We start from the raw sequence: 14,604 nt of genomic DNA on the forward strand, positions 1-14,604 counted from the left end.
TCTTGCCACAGCACCCCCTTGGAGAGCGCCATGTCTGCTGATCTCGAGCATATCCGTCAAATCATGCACGAGGCTGACTGCCTGTACACCGAAGCGCAGGTCGAAGCAGCAATCGCCAAGGTCGGCGAGCACATCACCCGCGAAATGGCCGACACCAACCCGGTGGTCTTTTGTGTGATGAACGGTGGCCTGATCTTCGCCGGTAAATTGCTCACCCACCTGCAATTCCCACTGGAAGCCTCTTACCTGCACGCCACCCGTTATCGCAACGAAACCAGCGGCGGCGATCTGTTCTGGAAGGCCAAGCCGGAAGTTTCGTTCATTGACCGCGATGTGCTGATCATCGATGACATCCTCGATGAAGGTCATACCCTGGGCGCGATCATCGATTTCTGCAAACATGCCGGCGCGCGCAAAGTGCATACCGCTGTGCTGATCGACAAAGACCACGACCGCAAAGCCCGTCCTGAATTGAAAGCCGATTTTGTTGGGCTGCCGTGCGTCGACCGCTATATCTTCGGGTATGGCATGGACTACAAAGGCTACTGGCGTAACGCCAATGGCATCTTTGCCGTTAAAGGAATGTAATCGATGGCCCGCTTTCTTGATCAGACCCTGTTTGCCGAATTGGCCGAGAAAGCGGCCGCCAGCCCCCGTGGGCGTCAGAACGTCAACTTCCATGAGATGCAAGAGCCTTGTCATCGCATGGCGGTCGGCTTGCAACCCAGCACCTATGTGCAGCCTCATTGTCACCTGAGCGCTGATAAAGCTGAAACTCTGCTGGTGCTCAAGGGGCGCTTGGGAATCTTGATTTTCAGCGAGGTCGGCGAGCTACTCAGCAAGCGTGTGTTGCAAGCCGGCGGAGAGTGCCAGGGCGTAGACCTTTCGCCAGGTGTTTTTCATAGCCTGGTGGTGCTGGAGCCGGACAGCGTGATGTTTGAATGCAAGGCTGGCCCTTACCGTCCTGTTGGCGAAGGTGAGCTGGCAAGCTGGGCGCCCCGTGAAGGCGAGGCGGGTATGGCGGAGTATCACCGCTGGATGCTTGCCCAGTTCGATTGAGCCCCTCCCACATCCTGCGTCGCGCAGGTAGACTTCAAACCCCGTGTAAATGTCTGCAGGCTGGAGTCGGTAATGCGTAAAGATAAGAAACAGGTGATTGGTGACGAGATCGGTGACGACCAAATCAAGTTGTTCCTGGACTTCGAGCCGGTTGATGCGACTTCGCCGTCCCTGCACAAACTGATCAAGGCCTATCGCGGCCTGCGTATCGACGACTTCGAGCGTTTCCTGGGCTTTTTCCAAGAAGCAGGCCTGGACCTGGATGGCCAGGACGAGCATGGCCAGACCTTCGTTGATCTGATCAAGGACCAGCGCAACGCCGCTGAATACATCGAGCTGATCGACAAAGCACGCGGCTGATTATCCGAGCCACAAAAAACGCCCCGAGGGGCGTTTTTTTTTGCATTCAAACCTTAAGCGTAGCTTTGGGCTTCGTTGCTTTGCTCCACCAGCTCAAGGCTGATGTTGTTCTGCGTGTTGATCTTGCGATACAGCTCGGCATCCGTCTCCAGGACCTTTTCCCGCGCCGGGAAGATCTCGTGCAGCTTGCTCGCCCATTCACCGGCAGCCTTCTGCGGGAAGCAGCGTTCAATCAGCTCCAGCATGATCGATACGGTCACCGAGGCACCCGGAGATGCGCCCAGCAGCGCCGCGAGCGAACCGTCCTTGGCCGCCACCAGCTCGGTGCCGAATTGCAGCACGCCGCCTTTCTTCGGGTCTTTCTTGATGATCTGCACCCGCTGGCCGGCCACTTCCAGGCGCCAGTCTTCGGCTTTCGCCTCGGGGTAGAAGCGACGCAGGGATTCCAGGCGCTGCTCCATGGATTGGCGCACTTCGCTGACCAGGTACTTGGTCAGGTCCATGTTGTCGCGGGCCACGGCCAGCATCGGGCCAATATTGCCAGCGCGAATCGACATCGGCAGGTCAAGGAACGAGCCGTGCTTGAGGAACTTGGTGGTAAAGCCTGCGTATGGCCCGAACAACAGCGACTTCTTGCCATCCACCACGCGGGTGTCCAGGTGCGGCACGGACATGGGCGGCGAACCCACGGCAGCCTGGCTATAGACCTTGGCCTGGTGCTGTTTGACCACTTCAGGGTTGTCGCAACGCAGCCACTGGCCACTGACCGGGAAACCGCCGAAGCCTTTGCTTTCTTCGATGCCCGAGGCTTGCAGCAGCGGCAGGGCCGCACCACCGGCGCCGAGGAACACGAACTTGGCGTCCACCTCGCGGCTGTTGCCGCTGTTGACGTCCTTGATGCTCACGGTCCAGCCGGCGCCGTTACGCTTGAGGCCGGTGACGCGCTTGCAGTATTTGACCTGGGCATCAGGCGAACTGGTCAGGTGGCTGAGCAACTGATTGGTCAGGGCGCCGAAGTTGACGTCGGTGCCGTTCATCACGCGGGTCGCGGCGATTTTTTCGTCAAGCGGGCGGCCCGGCATCATCAGCGGCATCCACTCGGCCATTTCGCTGCGGTCTTCGGTGTAGTGCATGTCCGAAAACGCGTGGTGCTGGCTGAGGGTCTCAAAGCGTTTCTTGAGGAAGGAAACGCCTTTGTCGCCCTGCACGAAGCTCAGGTGCGGGACCGGGCTGATGAACGACTTGGACGAGCCAAAGGTGCCCTTCTTAGTCAGGTACGCCCAGAACTGTTTCGACACCTCGAACTGGGTGTTGATGTGCACGGCTTTCTTGATGTCGATGGAGCCATCGGCGGCCTGTGGCGTGTAGTTCAGCTCACACAGCCCGGCGTGGCCGGTACCGGCGTTGTTCCACGGGTTGGAACTCTCCGCGGCACCCGAATCCATCAGCTCAACGACTTCCAGCTTGAGGCCGGGGTCGAGCTCCTTGAGCAGTACGGCCAGGGTGGCACTCATGATGCCGGCCCCTACCAGAACTACGTCGACTGCTTCGTTATGCGCCATTTAACGCGTCTCCAAAATCTGCAGCACCAAATTGACGGCATGGCTGCCAGGAGTGACGGGGCGGTTCACGTGTTGCCCCAGGTTACCCATGGCCAGGATCGCCATGTCCGTTTCGCAATTCTTTGCAACTTCAGCACACGCTTCCTGCCGGGCTAATCTGCCTATGAACGCATTCATGGGCGCCTGTGGCAATTCGACTTATGGTCAAAGCGTGCGATTCGTGCAACCAATCCGTAGCGGACAGGCTCAAGCTCCGGTTTTTGAGGAAGGCTCGATCCTGTGTAATTGGGCTGCCCCAGACGCTGATGGTGCTTGTACAAACGCCAAACTATTCATTTGCTCGCCACACTCTTGTGAAGTTGTGAAAACCCGTTTTTTCACGCTCTTTTGAAGACGTGAACCTCAAAAAAGGGCTGCCCCAGCCTGGCACCTGGCCCGTAAACCTCTGCCGACATGCGGCAAAACGGGCAAACAACACAAGTGGCCGAGCGCAATGGCAGCTCTGGCAGATCCGATAAAGGCGGGGTGGTTTGCAAAGGAAACAGCAAGCACGCCAGCTTCACTTGATCTGTGTGGGCGGCTCTCTGTGGGCGATTTTGGGGCTAATGCCTGGGCATTAACGATGCTGCGGGGCCCGATCAGGAGACGTCCTTATAATCGGGGGGAGATTGTAGCGAAGAACGCCAAGGAAATGGGCGTGTTTTATGACTTTTATTCGGGTCCCGGTCAGGAGGCCAACGCTTGCCGGTGTTGTGCGCGAAAAACCTGCGGCTTGACCCGGGCGCTGGCCGGCAGAGGGCGGTGCATCCAGCCCAGATGAGTCTCGGTCACTTCCACCCAGCCTTCACCGACGGGCGGCAGGCTGCATTGCTTGAATGCCTGGCAATGGCCCTGGGCGTCGAGCAGGGCGAAGTGGCGGTGACGGGTGTGTGACATGAACAGTGTCTTGAGAAGGCGCATGGCTGTGTACCTGGTGTGTTACATGCTTGAAGATTGCCAGTGTGGCATGACACTGCGGTGACCAATTTATGCGAATTTGTAATTTGCCCATGGCTTCAGCCACCGTTCAGGATTGCTGGTGAGTGGCGTGCGTGCACCGTTATACTGGCGACCTGTCTGCACCTAGTCCTGGAGAAATGAGTATGTTGCAACGCCTGTTGTTCGGTTTGATCACTGTGACCAGTTTGACCCTGGTTGGCTGCGCCAACAGCCCGCAACAACTCAGCCCGCAACCTAAAGTCACCGCGCCGTTGGCTGCGGTAGGCCATGGCCAGGCGGTGTCGGTACGTGTGGTCGACGGTCGTCCGTCGCCAACCCTGGGCTCGCGTGGCGGCCTGTATCCGGAGACTGCGCTGATTTCGGTAACCGGTCAGGATGTGCTGCCCAAACTGCAGGCCCAGGCTGAAGCCGCTGTGCGCTTGCTGGGCTTTACACCGACCAACTCGCCAGGTGTGCCGCAACTGACCGTGACCCTGGCCGAGCTGAAGTACCAGTCGCCCAAAGAGGGGCTGTATGTGACCGAAGCCTCCATCGGTGCGACCTTCAAGTCTGACGTCAGCGCCGGTACCCGTCGCTACAGTGGCCGCTACGCCGCATCGCTGAACCAGCGCTTCGGCATGTCGCCCAACCAGGAAACCAACACCAAGCTGGTCAGCGATGTGCTCAGCGATGCCTTGACCCGCCTGTTCAAGGATCCAAGCATCGGCCAGTTGCTCAGTTCGCAATAAACCGTGCACAAAAAACCGGGCTCAGTGATGAGCCCGGTTTTTTTATGCCCGTGGTTTGGTCATGCCGCCGTATCGACATAGAAGTCCAGCACACTCACGCCGGTGAGCAAATCCAGTTCCGGCAAGTCCGCATGTTGGTGGCCGCCGAGCGCGCAATACACCAGCCAGTGGCGATCCTGGACGTTGAACGCAAGGCTGCCGACCAGCGCCTCTTGCTCATCGTTTGGGGCGATCAGATACAGCCGATCCTGGTTTTGCGCGTGCAACATGACTAGCTCCTCAAGCATCGAAGGGCAACAGAGTGACTTGTTAAGGTGACGTTCAGGTGACGCTGTAAATTACTGGATACATTAGCCGTCAACGGAGAAGGAGCATTAAAGGCGCAGGAGGCGACTATCGTTCAGGTTGGTATCTGGACTGATATCCGAATACTGATTCGCCGAGGTTTGCGATGGCGCTGCTCATCAATGCTGTTGCCCTGTTGGTTGCCTGCTCGGGCGCCTTGGTGCTGTTCATCACCCGCCTGCACGCGCAACGTGCGATGGCCGAACTCGCCATGCGTAGCGAAGAGCGCGCGATTGATCAGCCGATGCTTTTTCTGGAAACGCACACTGAACGGGCGCATCGTCAGGCTTACCGTGTGGGGTTCGGCTGCCTTGGCCTGGCCCTGGCCGCCTCCTGGTTCAGCACCCATTTCTAATTTCACTGCAAAACCAAATGTGGGAGCGGGCTTGCCCGCGAAGGCGGTGGATCAGCCACTGAATCTTTAACTGAACCACCGCTATCGCAGGCGAGCCAGCTCCCACACTGGCCATGTACTGCCCGTAGAATCAGCGCCTGCCACATATCCCCTGTAGGGTCACATATTACAGAGGGATCCCGGCCTTGACTCGGTATTGATTGCGTACCGGCGTCGCATACTGCACCACCAGATAAGGCCGGTGTTCGGCCGGGCATTCGTTCAGGCGCCGCTCCCATTCAGCTTTCGCCTTGGCCAACTCATCGGCCGGAAATACTTCGGCGGCTTTAGGCACTTGCAACTGCGGATCGGCATCATCCCACTGTGCGTACGCCAGGTAATGCACCGGAAACAAGCGGTAACCGCCGAGGATCTGTCGATCCATTTCCACTGCCAGCAGCTTGGTATCTTCGAAACGCTCGGTAATCGGCGGCGCAAAGTTCACGTGTACGCGGCCCTTGTAGCCGGTGATACCCAGGGCGATGCTCACGTCGTCCTCGCCCGGTGCCTTGGTGTAGGTGCCGGTGGTGGCGCGGATATACAGCTCGCGGGCCTTGGCGGCATCGCAAGGGTCGTACTCGTAGCTGATGGACACCGGCGTCAGGTTCAACGACTGGATGACCTCGGCAAACGGCTCGTCCTTGCGGCTGACGTGGAACATCTTGAGAATCGCCGATTCGGTACGGTCATCGCCATCCTTGGCCCGGCCTTCAGCCTGGGCGATCCAGATCGACTGGCAGTCGTTGCGGATCGAATGGTTGATATAGGCCGACAGCAGGTTGTAGGCCGCCATCTTCTCCTTTCGCCCGGTGATCGAACGGTGCACGATGAAGCTCTTGTTCAGGCGCATCAGGTCGCTGACAAACGGCTTTTGCAGCAGGTTGTCACCAATGGCGATGCGTGGCGTCGGCAGGCCGGCGTGGTACACGGCATAGTTGACGAAGGCCGGGTCCATCACGATGTCGCGGTGGTTGGCCAGAAACAGGTAGGCGGTGCCGGATTTGAGCCGCTCGACGCCGGTGTAGGTCACGCCGTCGGTCGCCCGGTCAATCGTGTGGTCAACGTAGTATTCGACTTTGTCTTGCAGCGTCGCCACGGTGGTGACGCCGGCAAACTCACGGCGCAATTTACGCGCGATCATCGGCTTGAGCAACCAGCCCAGGGCGCCGGCAAAGCGCGGGAAGCGAAAGTGGGTCAGGATGTCCAGAAAGGCCTTGTCACTGAACAGACGCGCCAGCACTGCCGGGACTTCGCTGTCGTTGTAAGGTCGGATGGTATCGAATTCGCCCATCATGCTCTCTTGTTAGAAACGGCTAGGGTAAGTAAAGGAAATAGCAGGGGCGGCGTGAGTAAACTGGCTCTGCCGGAAATAGCCCTGTAAATAGACCGGCGATTATACGCACAAGTCACCTTGGAGACTGCGATGCTGGAAACTGCGATGTACGATTGTCCTTATTGTGGCGAAGTGGTCGAGACAACAGTGGATTTGTCTGGCGGAGACCAGACCTATATAGAAGACTGCCAGGTGTGTTGCCGGCCGATCACGTTCGACCTGCAAGTGCATGGTGACGAGTGGATGCTCGAAACCCGCAGCGAAAATGAATGATGCGTAGCGAAAACGAATAACAGGTACGCCCATGCAGCGAATCTATGAGCCGGAAAACCTGATGGAAGGCGAGCTGTTGCAACAGATGCTGGCCAGTGAGGGCATCGAAGCGCACTTGATGGGCCGCCACTTGCTCGGTGGTACCGGCGAGTTGCCGATCTTCGGCTTGCTGGGGTTGGAGGTCGATAATGATCAGGCGGCGTACGCCCGCGAGCTGATCACGGCCTATATCGGCGCGCAACCCTTGCCCGGCGACGAACCCGACAACTTCCCCGACGTATTGGTCTGTTAGGCTGTCGGTCGGTTTACCCCAAGAGTCGTGTTGCCCCATGTGTGGACGTTATGCCCTGTTTCGCTGGAACCCTGCCTTTGCTGCCTTGCCCGGCTTCCCCGCCGACCAGCAGGCCCAGTGGAACATTTCCCCCAATGATTCGGTGCTGATCCAGCGCCTGAGCGAAGGCCAGCTCACCCTGGCGCGTGCCCGTTGGGGGCTGACGCCGCCCTGGCTGACGGATCTTTCCCGTACTCCGGCCCATGCCCGCGCCGAAACGCTCGCCGAGCAACCGATGTTCCGCGAGGCATTCCGCCAGCGCCGCTGCCTGTTGCCAGCCAACGGTTTCTACGAATGGCGCGGTACCCAGCGCAAGCGCCCGTATTGGTTGACGCCGGGGGAGGGCTCCACCCTGTTTTTTGCTGCGATCTGGGAAGCGTATCCCGTGCAGGAGCAGGTGTGGCTGAGCACCGCCGTGGTCACCCAGGCAGCGCAAAGCCAACGTCGGCCGTTGATTCTTGATGCGGCGGGGCAAGCCGCCTGGCTCGACCCCGAGACGCCGTTGCATGTGCTGCAGGGGCTGCTGGCCGGTGAGCCCAGCGCTTTACGTGAGCGCGTGCTGGCCAATATGGTCAATGATCCCAAGCTCAATGGGCCGGAGTGCCTGACCCCGGCTTGAGCCTGCACTGTGGGATGTATCCGAAATTCAGCGGTTAAATGTCTGATGTATCTGGCGCCAATACAAACGACCGCCTACGATACGCGCCATGTTTTCAGGGAGCGTGTTCATGAAGAAGTCATTGGCGGTAAGCGGTTTGGTTGCAGCGATGTTGCTGGCGGGTTGCCAGTCGGTCAACACGACCAGCGGCGGTGCTGTTGGGGTTGAGCGCAAGCAATACATGTTCAGCATGTTGTCGAGCCAGGAAGTCGACCAGATGTACGCCCAGTCTTACCAGCAGACCCTGGGTGAAGCCAGTGGCAAAGGCGTTCTGGACAAGACCAGCGCCAACGCCAAGCGTGTGCAGGCCATCGCCAAGCGCCTGATCGCCCAGGCGCCGACCTTTCGCGCAGATGCCGCCCAGTGGAACTGGGAAGTGAACCTGATCAAAAGCGACGAGATGAATGCCAACTGCGGGCCTGGCGGCAAGATCCTGGTGTACAGCGCGCTGATCGACAACCTCAAGCTCACCGATGACGAGTTGGCTGCGGTGATGGGCCATGAAATCGCCCACGCCCTGCGTGAGCACGGTCGTGAAGCGATGTCCAAGGCGTACGGTATTGAAATGGCCAAGCAGGGCGCTGGTGCAATATTCGGTCTCGGCCAGGACAGCCTGGCACTGGCCGATACCGTGGCCAATTATGGCATGACCTTGCCCAACAGCCGCAGCAACGAAAACGAAGCCGACCTGATCGGCCTGGAGCTTTCGGCGCGTGCCGGCTACAACCCGAACGCCGCGATTACCTTGTGGAACAAAATGGCCAAGGCTTCCGAAGGCGCGCCGCCGGAATTCATGAGTACTCACCCGGCTTCCGACAGCCGCATCGCGTCGCTGCAGGCGGCAATTCCAAAGGTAATGCCGCTGTACCAACAGGCCAAAAAATCCTGATGGACGCCGTGTAGGAGCGAGCAAGCTCGCTCCTACAGGCATCAGGGCCAACCATCCCTGGTGTTCGGTTTAGATCCAGCCACTGCTTTGCATGGCTTTGTACACCGCCACAATCGCCAGTACAAAGAACGCTGTGGCCGCCAATCGACGAATCAAGGTCAGCGGCAGTTTCTCCGCCGCGAAATTCCCCGCCAGAACCACCGGTACGTTGGCAATCAACATACCCAGCGTGGTGCCGATAATCACCAGCCACAACTCCGGATACTGCGCTGCCAGCATCACCGTGGCGATCTGGGTCTTGTCACCGATTTCCGCAAGGAAGAACGCAATCAGCGTGGTCAGAAATGGCCCGAACTTGCGTGTGGTACTGGCTTCGTCATCATCGAGTTTGTCCGGCACCAGTGTCCAGAGTGCCGTGGCACAGAAGCTTGCCGCGAGGATCCAGTGCAACACCGCATCCGAGAAGAAACTCCCGAACCAGGCGCCCACGGCACCGGCGGCCGCATGGTTGGCCAGGGTTGCGGCGACAATGCCGGCAATGATCGGCCAGGGTTTGCGAAAGCGGGCAGCAAGAATGAGCGCGAGTAGCTGCGTCTTGTCGCCGATTTCGGCCAAGGCAACGATTGCGGTAGGAACGAGTAGTGAATCCAGCATCAGGTAGTTTCCAGGGGCGGGTCGACACGGCTATGACACGTACAGCCTTCCCGCCCCGGGTAAGGTGTGCGTGTCATAGGTCTTGTCAAACCCCGGTCCGTCTGTGCGGACTCCTGGGTCGCATACGCCATGATCTGCTGACCAAGTATGTTGACGTATGCCGGACGAGCGTGTGGCTCGTGGGAGACTACTCCCCTAGGACGCTGCGGATTCTGCCTAGGCAAAACCCATTCGGCAAGCCTTCTTTTTCAAACGGCCGTCAGGGGCGCTTGGCGCGGTAGATGCGAAAACCATTGCCTTCAGCCTTGATTGCGCAGATACCCAGATGCTCTTCGATCAGCGGCTGATACTTCAGGAAGCTGTTGGCAACCAAACGCAGTTCGCCACCTTTTGCCAGATGTTTGGCTGCTTTTCGCAGCAGGTTTTCAGTGGCGAAGTAATCGGTATGCACCCCGACATGGAACGGCGGGTTGCTCAAAATCGCGTTTAGCCCCATTGGCGCGGCATCGATTCCATCCCCGGTCAGTACCTCGGCTTCCAGGCCGTTCGCCGCCAACGTCAGCCGACTGCTGGCAGCTGCGAAGGCATCCACATCCAGCATTGTCACGGTGTTATGCGGGTAGCGACGCTTGACCGCAGCCCCCAGTACCCCGGCGCCGCAACCGAAATCGAGCAGATGCCCGCTGGGCAGCTTGTCCAGGTGCTCCAGCAGCAACTCGGTGCCGCGGTCCAGGCGGCCATGGCTGAACACTCCCGGCAAGCTCACCACCTTCAGCGGGCCTTCGGCCAGTGGTACATCGAAGACCTGTGCCAGGCTCTCCAGTTCGACCGCTTGCGGGGCGTTGGCGACGGTGACTTGCCATAGCTGGCAATGCCGCGCGTTATCCAGCTTGCGCGGCTTGCCGAAGGGGGTCATCTGCTTGGCAGCGCTTTCGATACCACCTTTTTTCTCACCCACCAAAAACAGCTCGGCGCCAGGCAGGCGAGCGGCCACGGCGTTGAGCAGGTAGTCGGTGAGGTCCTTGGACTTGGGCAGGAAGATCACCGCGGCATCGAAGGCACGCTCGGGCACATTCACCCCGAACTGGCTGCGCTCGGGAAACCGTGCATCAAGCGCGGCCTGGTCGCCGGCGTGCCAGCACCAGCCATGGGCGTTGGGCAAGCGCCCGAGCAAATCGTCGGCAGGCAAACCTGCCAGCAGCAGGTTGCCTTGAAAAAGTTCGGCCTGACGAAGCAGTACTTCACTGCGCGGATCCATGGTCTGCTCCTTGAAAAGGGGCGCAGTTTATCAACTGACGACGCGCAGCGGGGCACCGCTGAAAAAGCCTCGGGCGTTTTCCGTCAATTGGCCGACGATGCGTTGCCGCGCTTCGCGACTGCCCCAGGCATTGTGGGGCGTGACAATCAACCGAGGAATATCGCCGGCCAGCAGCGGGTTACCATTGATCGGCGGCTCCACACTCAACACGTCGGTCGCCGCGCCGCCCAGATGACCACTGCGCAACGCGTCCGCCAACGCCTGTTCGTTGATCAAGCCACCACGGGCGGTGTTGACGATAAACGCGCCGGGCTTGAGCAGCGCCAGTTCACGGGCGCCGATAAAGTCGCGGGTGTGTTCATTGAGCGGGCAATGCAAGGTCAGCGCATCGACCTGGGCCAGCAGTTGATCCAGTGGCACGCGGTCGGCGCGGGCAGGGCGCCCGGGAATCGCGCCGAGTACCACGCGCATGCCGAAGGCTTCGGCCAGGCGCGCCACCGCGCTGCCCAGTTCGCCATGGCCGAGCAGGCCGAGGGTTTTGCCTTCCAGCTCGACAATTGGATGGTCCAGCAGACAGAACTGCCTGGCCTGCTGCCATTTGCCGGCGGCCACATCCTGTTGGTAGTCCTTCAAGCGCGTGGCGAGGTTGAGCAGCAGCATGATCGTGTGCTGGGCCACCGACGGCGTGCCGTAACCCTGGCAGTTGCTCACGGTGATGCCGTGGGCGCGGGCGGCTTCAAGGTCGATATTGTTGGTGCCGGTGGCTGAAACCAGGATCAGCTTGAGCTCGGGGCACGCCGCCAGGGTTTGCGCGGTGAGCGGTATTTTGTTGCTGATCGCGACTTGAGCGCCCTGCAAGCGTTCCAGCACATTCTGTGGCGTAGTCTGCTCAAACAGCTGCAACTGGCTGAAGCAGTCGCGCAAACCGCTGAGGTCGAGGTCGCCCAAGTCCAGCGAAGGGTGGTCGAGGAAGACGGCGCGGCGATTGTTCATGATCAACTGTACCTTTTGCGACGAGGTTCGAAGGCGTAATCTTCCGAGCCTATCAGATGAAATAATCAGTTACTTAATGGAGTGAGCATGTACGTCGCCGAGTTTTTGACCGTAGCCTTGATTCACTTGTTGGCGGTGGCCAGCCCCGGCCCGGATTTCGCCGTGGTGGTCCGTGAGAGCGTGACCCACGGTCGCCGCGCCGGCACCTGGACGGCCCTGGGCGTCGGCACGGCGATTTTCGTGCATGTGGGTTACTCGTTGCTGGGGATCGGTTTGATCGTGTCCCAGTCCATCGTGTTGTTCAATGCGCTCAAATGGGCCGCAGCAGCGTACCTGCTGTATATCGGCTTCAAGGCCCTGCGTGCGCAGCCGGCCAAGCCCGCCGCCGAGGGCGAGTTGCACCGCGAAGCGGGCGAGCGCACTCCACGCGGCGCGTTTACCGCAGGCTTTGTGACCAATGGCTTGAACCCCAAGGCCACGCTGTTCTTCCTGTCGCTGTTCACTGTTGTGATCAACCCTCACACGCCGCTGGCGGTACAAGCCGGTTATGGCGTGTACCTTGCGGTGGCGACGGCCTTGTGGTTTTGCCTGGTGGCCATGTTGTTCAGCCAGCAACGCGTGCGGGCCGGGTTTGCGCGGATGGGGCATTGGTTTGATCGGACCATGGGTGCGGTGTTGATTGCCATCGGGGTGAAGCTGGCCTTTACCAGCATGAAGTAACCTCGGTTTCTCGTGAACTTTTTCCAAATGTGGGAGGGGGCTTACTCCCGATAGCGGTGGATCAGCCAGCAAATACAGTGGCTGATGCCCAGCAATCGGGAGCAAGCCCCCTCCCACAGTGGTCTTCCATAAGCCGCAGATACTGGCGCAAAGCTAGCATTTGCTGAGTTCCGCAAATCATTCCTTTGGCTGATTTGGTTGAAACATAAGCCCTCTACAGTGCAGGTCTTCAAGCCAAGACCGTGCAGTCATTAAAGGGATTCGTATGTTGCAGACCCGTGTTATCCCGCCCGCCGAAGGTGCGTACCAATACCCGCTGCTGATCAAGCGCCTGTTGATGTCCGGGACTCGCTACGAGAAGACCCGGGAAATTATCTACCGCGACAAGCTGCGCTACACCTACCCGACGCTGATCGAGCGCGTTGCGCGCCTGGCCAATGTGCTGACCGAAGCCGGGGTCAAGGCTGGTGATACCGTGGCGGTGATGGATTGGGACAGCCACCGTTACCTGGAATGCATGTTCGCCATTCCGATGATCGGCGCGGTGATCCACACCATCAATGTGCGCCTGTCGCCGGAACAGATTCTCTACACCATGAACCACGCCGAAGACCGCTTCGTGCTGGTCAACAGTGAGTTCGTGGGGCTCTATCAGGCGATTGCCGGGCAGCTCACTACCGTCGACAAGACCCTGTTGATTACCGATGGTGACACCCACACCGCCGAACTACCCAACCTGGTCGGTGAGTACGAAACCCTGCTGGCCGCCGCCAGCCCCCAGTACGACTTCCAGGACTTCGACGAAAACTCCGTCGCCACCACCTTCTACACCACCGGCACCACCGGTAACCCCAAGGGGGTGTATTTCACCCATCGCCAATTGGTGCTGCACACCATTGGTGTGGCGACCATCATGGGCAGCGTCGACAGCGTGCGTCTGTTGGGCACCAACGATGTGTATATGCCGATCACACCGATGTTCCACGTACACGCCTGGGGCCTGCCCTATGTGGCGACCATGCTCGGCTTGAAGCAGGTCTACCCCGGGCGCTATGACCCCGAATACCTGGTGCAGCTGTGGCGCAAGGAGAAGGTCACGTTCTCCCATTGCGTGCCGACCATCCTGCAAATGGTGCTCAACGCCAAGGCTGCCCAGGGTGTGGATTTTGGTGGGTGGAAAATCGTCATTGGTGGCAGCGCGCTCAACCGCTCGCTGTACGAAGCCGCCAAGGCCCGCGGCATTCAATTGACCGCCGCGTATGGCATGTCCGAGACCGGGCCGCTGGTGTCGTGCGCACACCTCAATGAAGAGCTGATGGCCGGCAGCGAAGACGAACGCACCACCTATCGCATCAAGGCCGGTGTGCCTGGGCCGTTGGTGGAGGCGGCAATCATGGACACCGACGGCAACTTTCTTCCCGCCGACGGCGAAACCCAGGGCGAACTGGTGTTGCGCGCGCCCTGGCTGACCGAGGGTTATTACAACGAACCGCAAAAGGGCGCCGAACTGTGGGCCGGCGGCTGGATGCACACCGGCGACGTTGCCACCCTGGACGCGTTTGGTGTGATCGATATCCGTGATCGCATCAAGGATGTGATCAAGACCGGTGGGGAATGGATCTCGTCCCTGGCCCTCGAAGACCTGGTCAGCCGCCACCCGGCGGTACGCGAGGTAGCGGTGGTGGGCATCGCCGATCCGCAATGGGGCGAGCGCCCCTTTGCCTTGCTGGTGGTGCATGAGGGCCAAGTGATTGGGGCGCGGGAGCTCAAGGAGCACCTCAAGCCTTACGTTGAACTGGGGCATTTGAGCAAGTGGGCGATTCCGAGCCAGATCGCCGTTGTTACTGAAATTCCCAAGACCAGCGTAGGCAAGCTCGACAAAAAACGTATCCGTATCGACATCATCGAATGGCAGGCCAACAACAGCACCTTCCTGTCTACGCTTTGACGCCCCTCGCCGCGCCCTTTCGGGCGCGGCGCTGCTCTATCTCAAGCCTCTACTTGTGATTTGCCGAATTTCAGCCATCCTTCCCGCGTCGACCTTCGTC

General features: G+C 59.6%; 18 protein-coding genes and 1 riboswitch. Of the genes, 11 read left to right on the forward strand and 7 right to left on the reverse strand.

All coding sequences use genetic code 11. From position 1 onward, the window contains the following. Nucleotides 1-30: 30 nt before the first annotated feature. The 3 genes from PSEBG33_RS22275 (at nucleotide 31) to PSEBG33_RS22265 (ending at nucleotide 1,419) form a co-directional block, all read left to right on the forward strand. Entirely contained in the window at nucleotides 31-588 is a 558-nt protein-coding gene (locus tag PSEBG33_RS22275) for a hypoxanthine-guanine phosphoribosyltransferase (RefSeq protein WP_005784869.1), read from the forward strand. Between the two features lie 3 nt (nucleotides 589-591). Further along, entirely contained in the window at nucleotides 592-1,059 is a 468-nt protein-coding gene (locus tag PSEBG33_RS22270; protein ID WP_005784871.1) for a WbuC family cupin fold metalloprotein, read from the forward strand. Between the two features lie 72 nt (nucleotides 1,060-1,131). Then, nucleotides 1,132-1,419, forward strand: a complete 288-nt coding sequence (locus PSEBG33_RS22265; protein WP_005784873.1) for a PA4642 family protein — start codon at nucleotides 1,132-1,134, stop codon at nucleotides 1,417-1,419. A gap of 53 nt (nucleotides 1,420-1,472) precedes the next feature. Here the strand turns inward: PSEBG33_RS22265 and mqo are convergent, their stop codons facing one another. Both mqo and PSEBG33_RS22255 read right to left on the reverse strand, forming a co-directional pair. Beyond that, complete coding sequence (gene mqo, locus PSEBG33_RS22260) at nucleotides 1,473-2,981, reverse strand: malate dehydrogenase (quinone) (protein ID WP_005784875.1); 1,509 nt, start codon at nucleotides 2,979-2,981, stop codon at nucleotides 1,473-1,475. A 726-nt stretch (nucleotides 2,982-3,707) separates the two neighbouring features. After that, complete coding sequence (locus tag PSEBG33_RS22255; protein ID WP_005784877.1) at nucleotides 3,708-3,941, reverse strand: hypothetical protein; 234 nt, start codon at nucleotides 3,939-3,941, stop codon at nucleotides 3,708-3,710. A 182-nt stretch (nucleotides 3,942-4,123) separates the two neighbouring features. Between PSEBG33_RS22255 and PSEBG33_RS22250 the strand changes: the two genes are divergently transcribed. Further along, nucleotides 4,124-4,708: a YajG family lipoprotein gene (locus PSEBG33_RS22250; protein ID WP_005784879.1), complete on the forward strand. Its 585-nt coding sequence runs from the start codon at nucleotides 4,124-4,126 to the stop codon at nucleotides 4,706-4,708. Between the two features lie 59 nt (nucleotides 4,709-4,767). Here the strand turns inward: PSEBG33_RS22250 and PSEBG33_RS22245 are convergent, their stop codons facing one another. Next, complete coding sequence (locus tag PSEBG33_RS22245; RefSeq protein ID WP_005784881.1) at nucleotides 4,768-4,977, reverse strand: hypothetical protein; 210 nt, start codon at nucleotides 4,975-4,977, stop codon at nucleotides 4,768-4,770. Nucleotides 4,978-5,159: 182 nt separating this feature from the next. On the opposite strand from PSEBG33_RS22245, the gene PSEBG33_RS22240 reads away from it, so the two are divergent. Further along, nucleotides 5,160-5,408, forward strand: coding sequence for a hypothetical protein (locus PSEBG33_RS22240; protein ID WP_005784883.1), 249 nt, complete (start codon nucleotides 5,160-5,162; stop codon nucleotides 5,406-5,408). Between the two features lie 166 nt (nucleotides 5,409-5,574). Here PSEBG33_RS22240 and PSEBG33_RS22235 read toward each other — a convergent pair whose 3' ends face one another. Then, nucleotides 5,575-6,738, reverse strand: a complete 1,164-nt coding sequence (locus PSEBG33_RS22235; protein ID WP_005784885.1) for a 1-acyl-sn-glycerol-3-phosphate acyltransferase — start codon at nucleotides 6,736-6,738, stop codon at nucleotides 5,575-5,577. Between the two features lie 132 nt (nucleotides 6,739-6,870). Here PSEBG33_RS22235 and PSEBG33_RS22230 point away from each other — a divergent pair, with 132 nt between their 5' ends. From PSEBG33_RS22230 to PSEBG33_RS22215, 4 genes are all read left to right on the forward strand, one after another. After that, nucleotides 6,871-7,053, forward strand: a complete 183-nt coding sequence (locus PSEBG33_RS22230; protein ID WP_005784887.1) for a CPXCG motif-containing cysteine-rich protein — start codon at nucleotides 6,871-6,873, stop codon at nucleotides 7,051-7,053. Nucleotides 7,054-7,084: 31 nt separating this feature from the next. After that, nucleotides 7,085-7,345: a putative signal transducing protein gene (locus tag PSEBG33_RS22225; protein ID WP_005784889.1), complete on the forward strand. Its 261-nt coding sequence runs from the start codon at nucleotides 7,085-7,087 to the stop codon at nucleotides 7,343-7,345. A gap of 37 nt (nucleotides 7,346-7,382) precedes the next feature. Then, the gene (locus PSEBG33_RS22220) at nucleotides 7,383-8,003 is read left to right on the forward strand and encodes an SOS response-associated peptidase (RefSeq protein ID WP_005784892.1); all 621 of its coding nucleotides are present in this window, start codon (nucleotides 7,383-7,385) and stop codon (nucleotides 8,001-8,003) included. Nucleotides 8,004-8,112: 109 nt separating this feature from the next. Further along, nucleotides 8,113-8,931 (forward strand): M48 family metallopeptidase, encoded by an 819-nt coding sequence (locus PSEBG33_RS22215; RefSeq protein ID WP_005784894.1) that lies wholly within the window; start codon nucleotides 8,113-8,115, stop codon nucleotides 8,929-8,931. Between the two features lie 69 nt (nucleotides 8,932-9,000). Here PSEBG33_RS22215 and PSEBG33_RS22210 read toward each other — a convergent pair whose 3' ends face one another. The 3 genes from PSEBG33_RS22210 to PSEBG33_RS22200 form a co-directional block, all read right to left on the reverse strand. After that, a complete protein-coding gene (locus tag PSEBG33_RS22210) occupies nucleotides 9,001-9,585 on the reverse strand; it encodes a TMEM165/GDT1 family protein (protein WP_005784895.1) in 585 nt (194 codons plus the stop codon). An 88-nt stretch (nucleotides 9,586-9,673) separates the two neighbouring features. Further along, nucleotides 9,674-9,793: riboswitch (yybP-ykoY riboswitch) on the reverse strand. 51 nt (nucleotides 9,794-9,844) lie between these two features. Next, nucleotides 9,845-10,843, reverse strand: a complete 999-nt coding sequence (locus PSEBG33_RS22205; protein ID WP_005784897.1) for a class I SAM-dependent methyltransferase — start codon at nucleotides 10,841-10,843, stop codon at nucleotides 9,845-9,847. 30 nt (nucleotides 10,844-10,873) lie between these two features. Continuing rightward, nucleotides 10,874-11,836 carry a 2-hydroxyacid dehydrogenase gene (locus PSEBG33_RS22200; protein ID WP_005784899.1) on the reverse strand — a complete coding sequence of 321 codons (963 nt, stop codon included), beginning with the start codon at nucleotides 11,834-11,836 and terminating at the stop codon, nucleotides 10,874-10,876. Between the two features lie 87 nt (nucleotides 11,837-11,923). Here PSEBG33_RS22200 and PSEBG33_RS22195 point away from each other — a divergent pair, with 87 nt between their 5' ends. After that, on the forward strand, nucleotides 11,924-12,556 hold the full coding sequence (locus PSEBG33_RS22195; RefSeq protein WP_005784901.1) for a LysE family translocator: 633 nt from the start codon (nucleotides 11,924-11,926) through the stop codon (nucleotides 12,554-12,556). A gap of 265 nt (nucleotides 12,557-12,821) precedes the next feature. Further along, nucleotides 12,822-14,504 carry a fatty acid--CoA ligase gene (locus PSEBG33_RS22190; protein WP_005784903.1) on the forward strand — a complete coding sequence of 561 codons (1,683 nt, stop codon included), beginning with the start codon at nucleotides 12,822-12,824 and terminating at the stop codon, nucleotides 14,502-14,504. Nucleotides 14,505-14,604: the final 100 nt, after the last annotated feature.

Source organism: Pseudomonas synxantha BG33R (assembly GCF_000263715.2).
In the GTDB taxonomy this organism is placed as follows: Bacteria; Pseudomonadota; Gammaproteobacteria; order Pseudomonadales; family Pseudomonadaceae; genus Aquipseudomonas; species Aquipseudomonas synxantha_A.

What these genes read in the sequence shown, in the direction of transcription:
- PSEBG33_RS22275 (WP_005784869.1), top strand. Translation starts at nt 31, where the DNA reads ATGTCTGCTGATCTCGAGCATATCCGTCAAATCATGCACGAGGCTGAC.
- PSEBG33_RS22270 (WP_005784871.1), top strand. Translation starts at nt 592, where the DNA reads ATGGCCCGCTTTCTTGATCAGACCCTGTTTGCCGAATTGGCCGAGAAA.
- PSEBG33_RS22265 (WP_005784873.1), top strand. Translation starts at nt 1,132, where the DNA reads ATGCGTAAAGATAAGAAACAGGTGATTGGTGACGAGATCGGTGACGAC.
- mqo (WP_005784875.1), bottom strand. Translation starts at nt 2,981, where the DNA reads ATGGCGCATAACGAAGCAGTCGACGTAGTTCTGGTAGGGGCCGGCATC.
- PSEBG33_RS22255 (WP_005784877.1), bottom strand. Translation starts at nt 3,941, where the DNA reads ATGCGCCTTCTCAAGACACTGTTCATGTCACACACCCGTCACCGCCAC.
- PSEBG33_RS22250 (WP_005784879.1), top strand. Translation starts at nt 4,124, where the DNA reads ATGTTGCAACGCCTGTTGTTCGGTTTGATCACTGTGACCAGTTTGACC.
- PSEBG33_RS22245 (WP_005784881.1), bottom strand. Translation starts at nt 4,977, where the DNA reads ATGTTGCACGCGCAAAACCAGGATCGGCTGTATCTGATCGCCCCAAAC.
- PSEBG33_RS22240 (WP_005784883.1), top strand. Translation starts at nt 5,160, where the DNA reads ATGGCGCTGCTCATCAATGCTGTTGCCCTGTTGGTTGCCTGCTCGGGC.
- PSEBG33_RS22235 (WP_005784885.1), bottom strand. Translation starts at nt 6,738, where the DNA reads ATGGGCGAATTCGATACCATCCGACCTTACAACGACAGCGAAGTCCCG.
- PSEBG33_RS22230 (WP_005784887.1), top strand. Translation starts at nt 6,871, where the DNA reads ATGCTGGAAACTGCGATGTACGATTGTCCTTATTGTGGCGAAGTGGTC.
- PSEBG33_RS22225 (WP_005784889.1), top strand. Translation starts at nt 7,085, where the DNA reads ATGCAGCGAATCTATGAGCCGGAAAACCTGATGGAAGGCGAGCTGTTG.
- PSEBG33_RS22220 (WP_005784892.1), top strand. Translation starts at nt 7,383, where the DNA reads ATGTGTGGACGTTATGCCCTGTTTCGCTGGAACCCTGCCTTTGCTGCC.
- PSEBG33_RS22215 (WP_005784894.1), top strand. Translation starts at nt 8,113, where the DNA reads ATGAAGAAGTCATTGGCGGTAAGCGGTTTGGTTGCAGCGATGTTGCTG.
- PSEBG33_RS22210 (WP_005784895.1), bottom strand. Translation starts at nt 9,585, where the DNA reads ATGCTGGATTCACTACTCGTTCCTACCGCAATCGTTGCCTTGGCCGAA.
- PSEBG33_RS22205 (WP_005784897.1), bottom strand. Translation starts at nt 10,843, where the DNA reads ATGGATCCGCGCAGTGAAGTACTGCTTCGTCAGGCCGAACTTTTTCAA.
- PSEBG33_RS22200 (WP_005784899.1), bottom strand. Translation starts at nt 11,836, where the DNA reads ATGAACAATCGCCGCGCCGTCTTCCTCGACCACCCTTCGCTGGACTTG.
- PSEBG33_RS22195 (WP_005784901.1), top strand. Translation starts at nt 11,924, where the DNA reads ATGTACGTCGCCGAGTTTTTGACCGTAGCCTTGATTCACTTGTTGGCG.
- PSEBG33_RS22190 (WP_005784903.1), top strand. Translation starts at nt 12,822, where the DNA reads ATGTTGCAGACCCGTGTTATCCCGCCCGCCGAAGGTGCGTACCAATAC.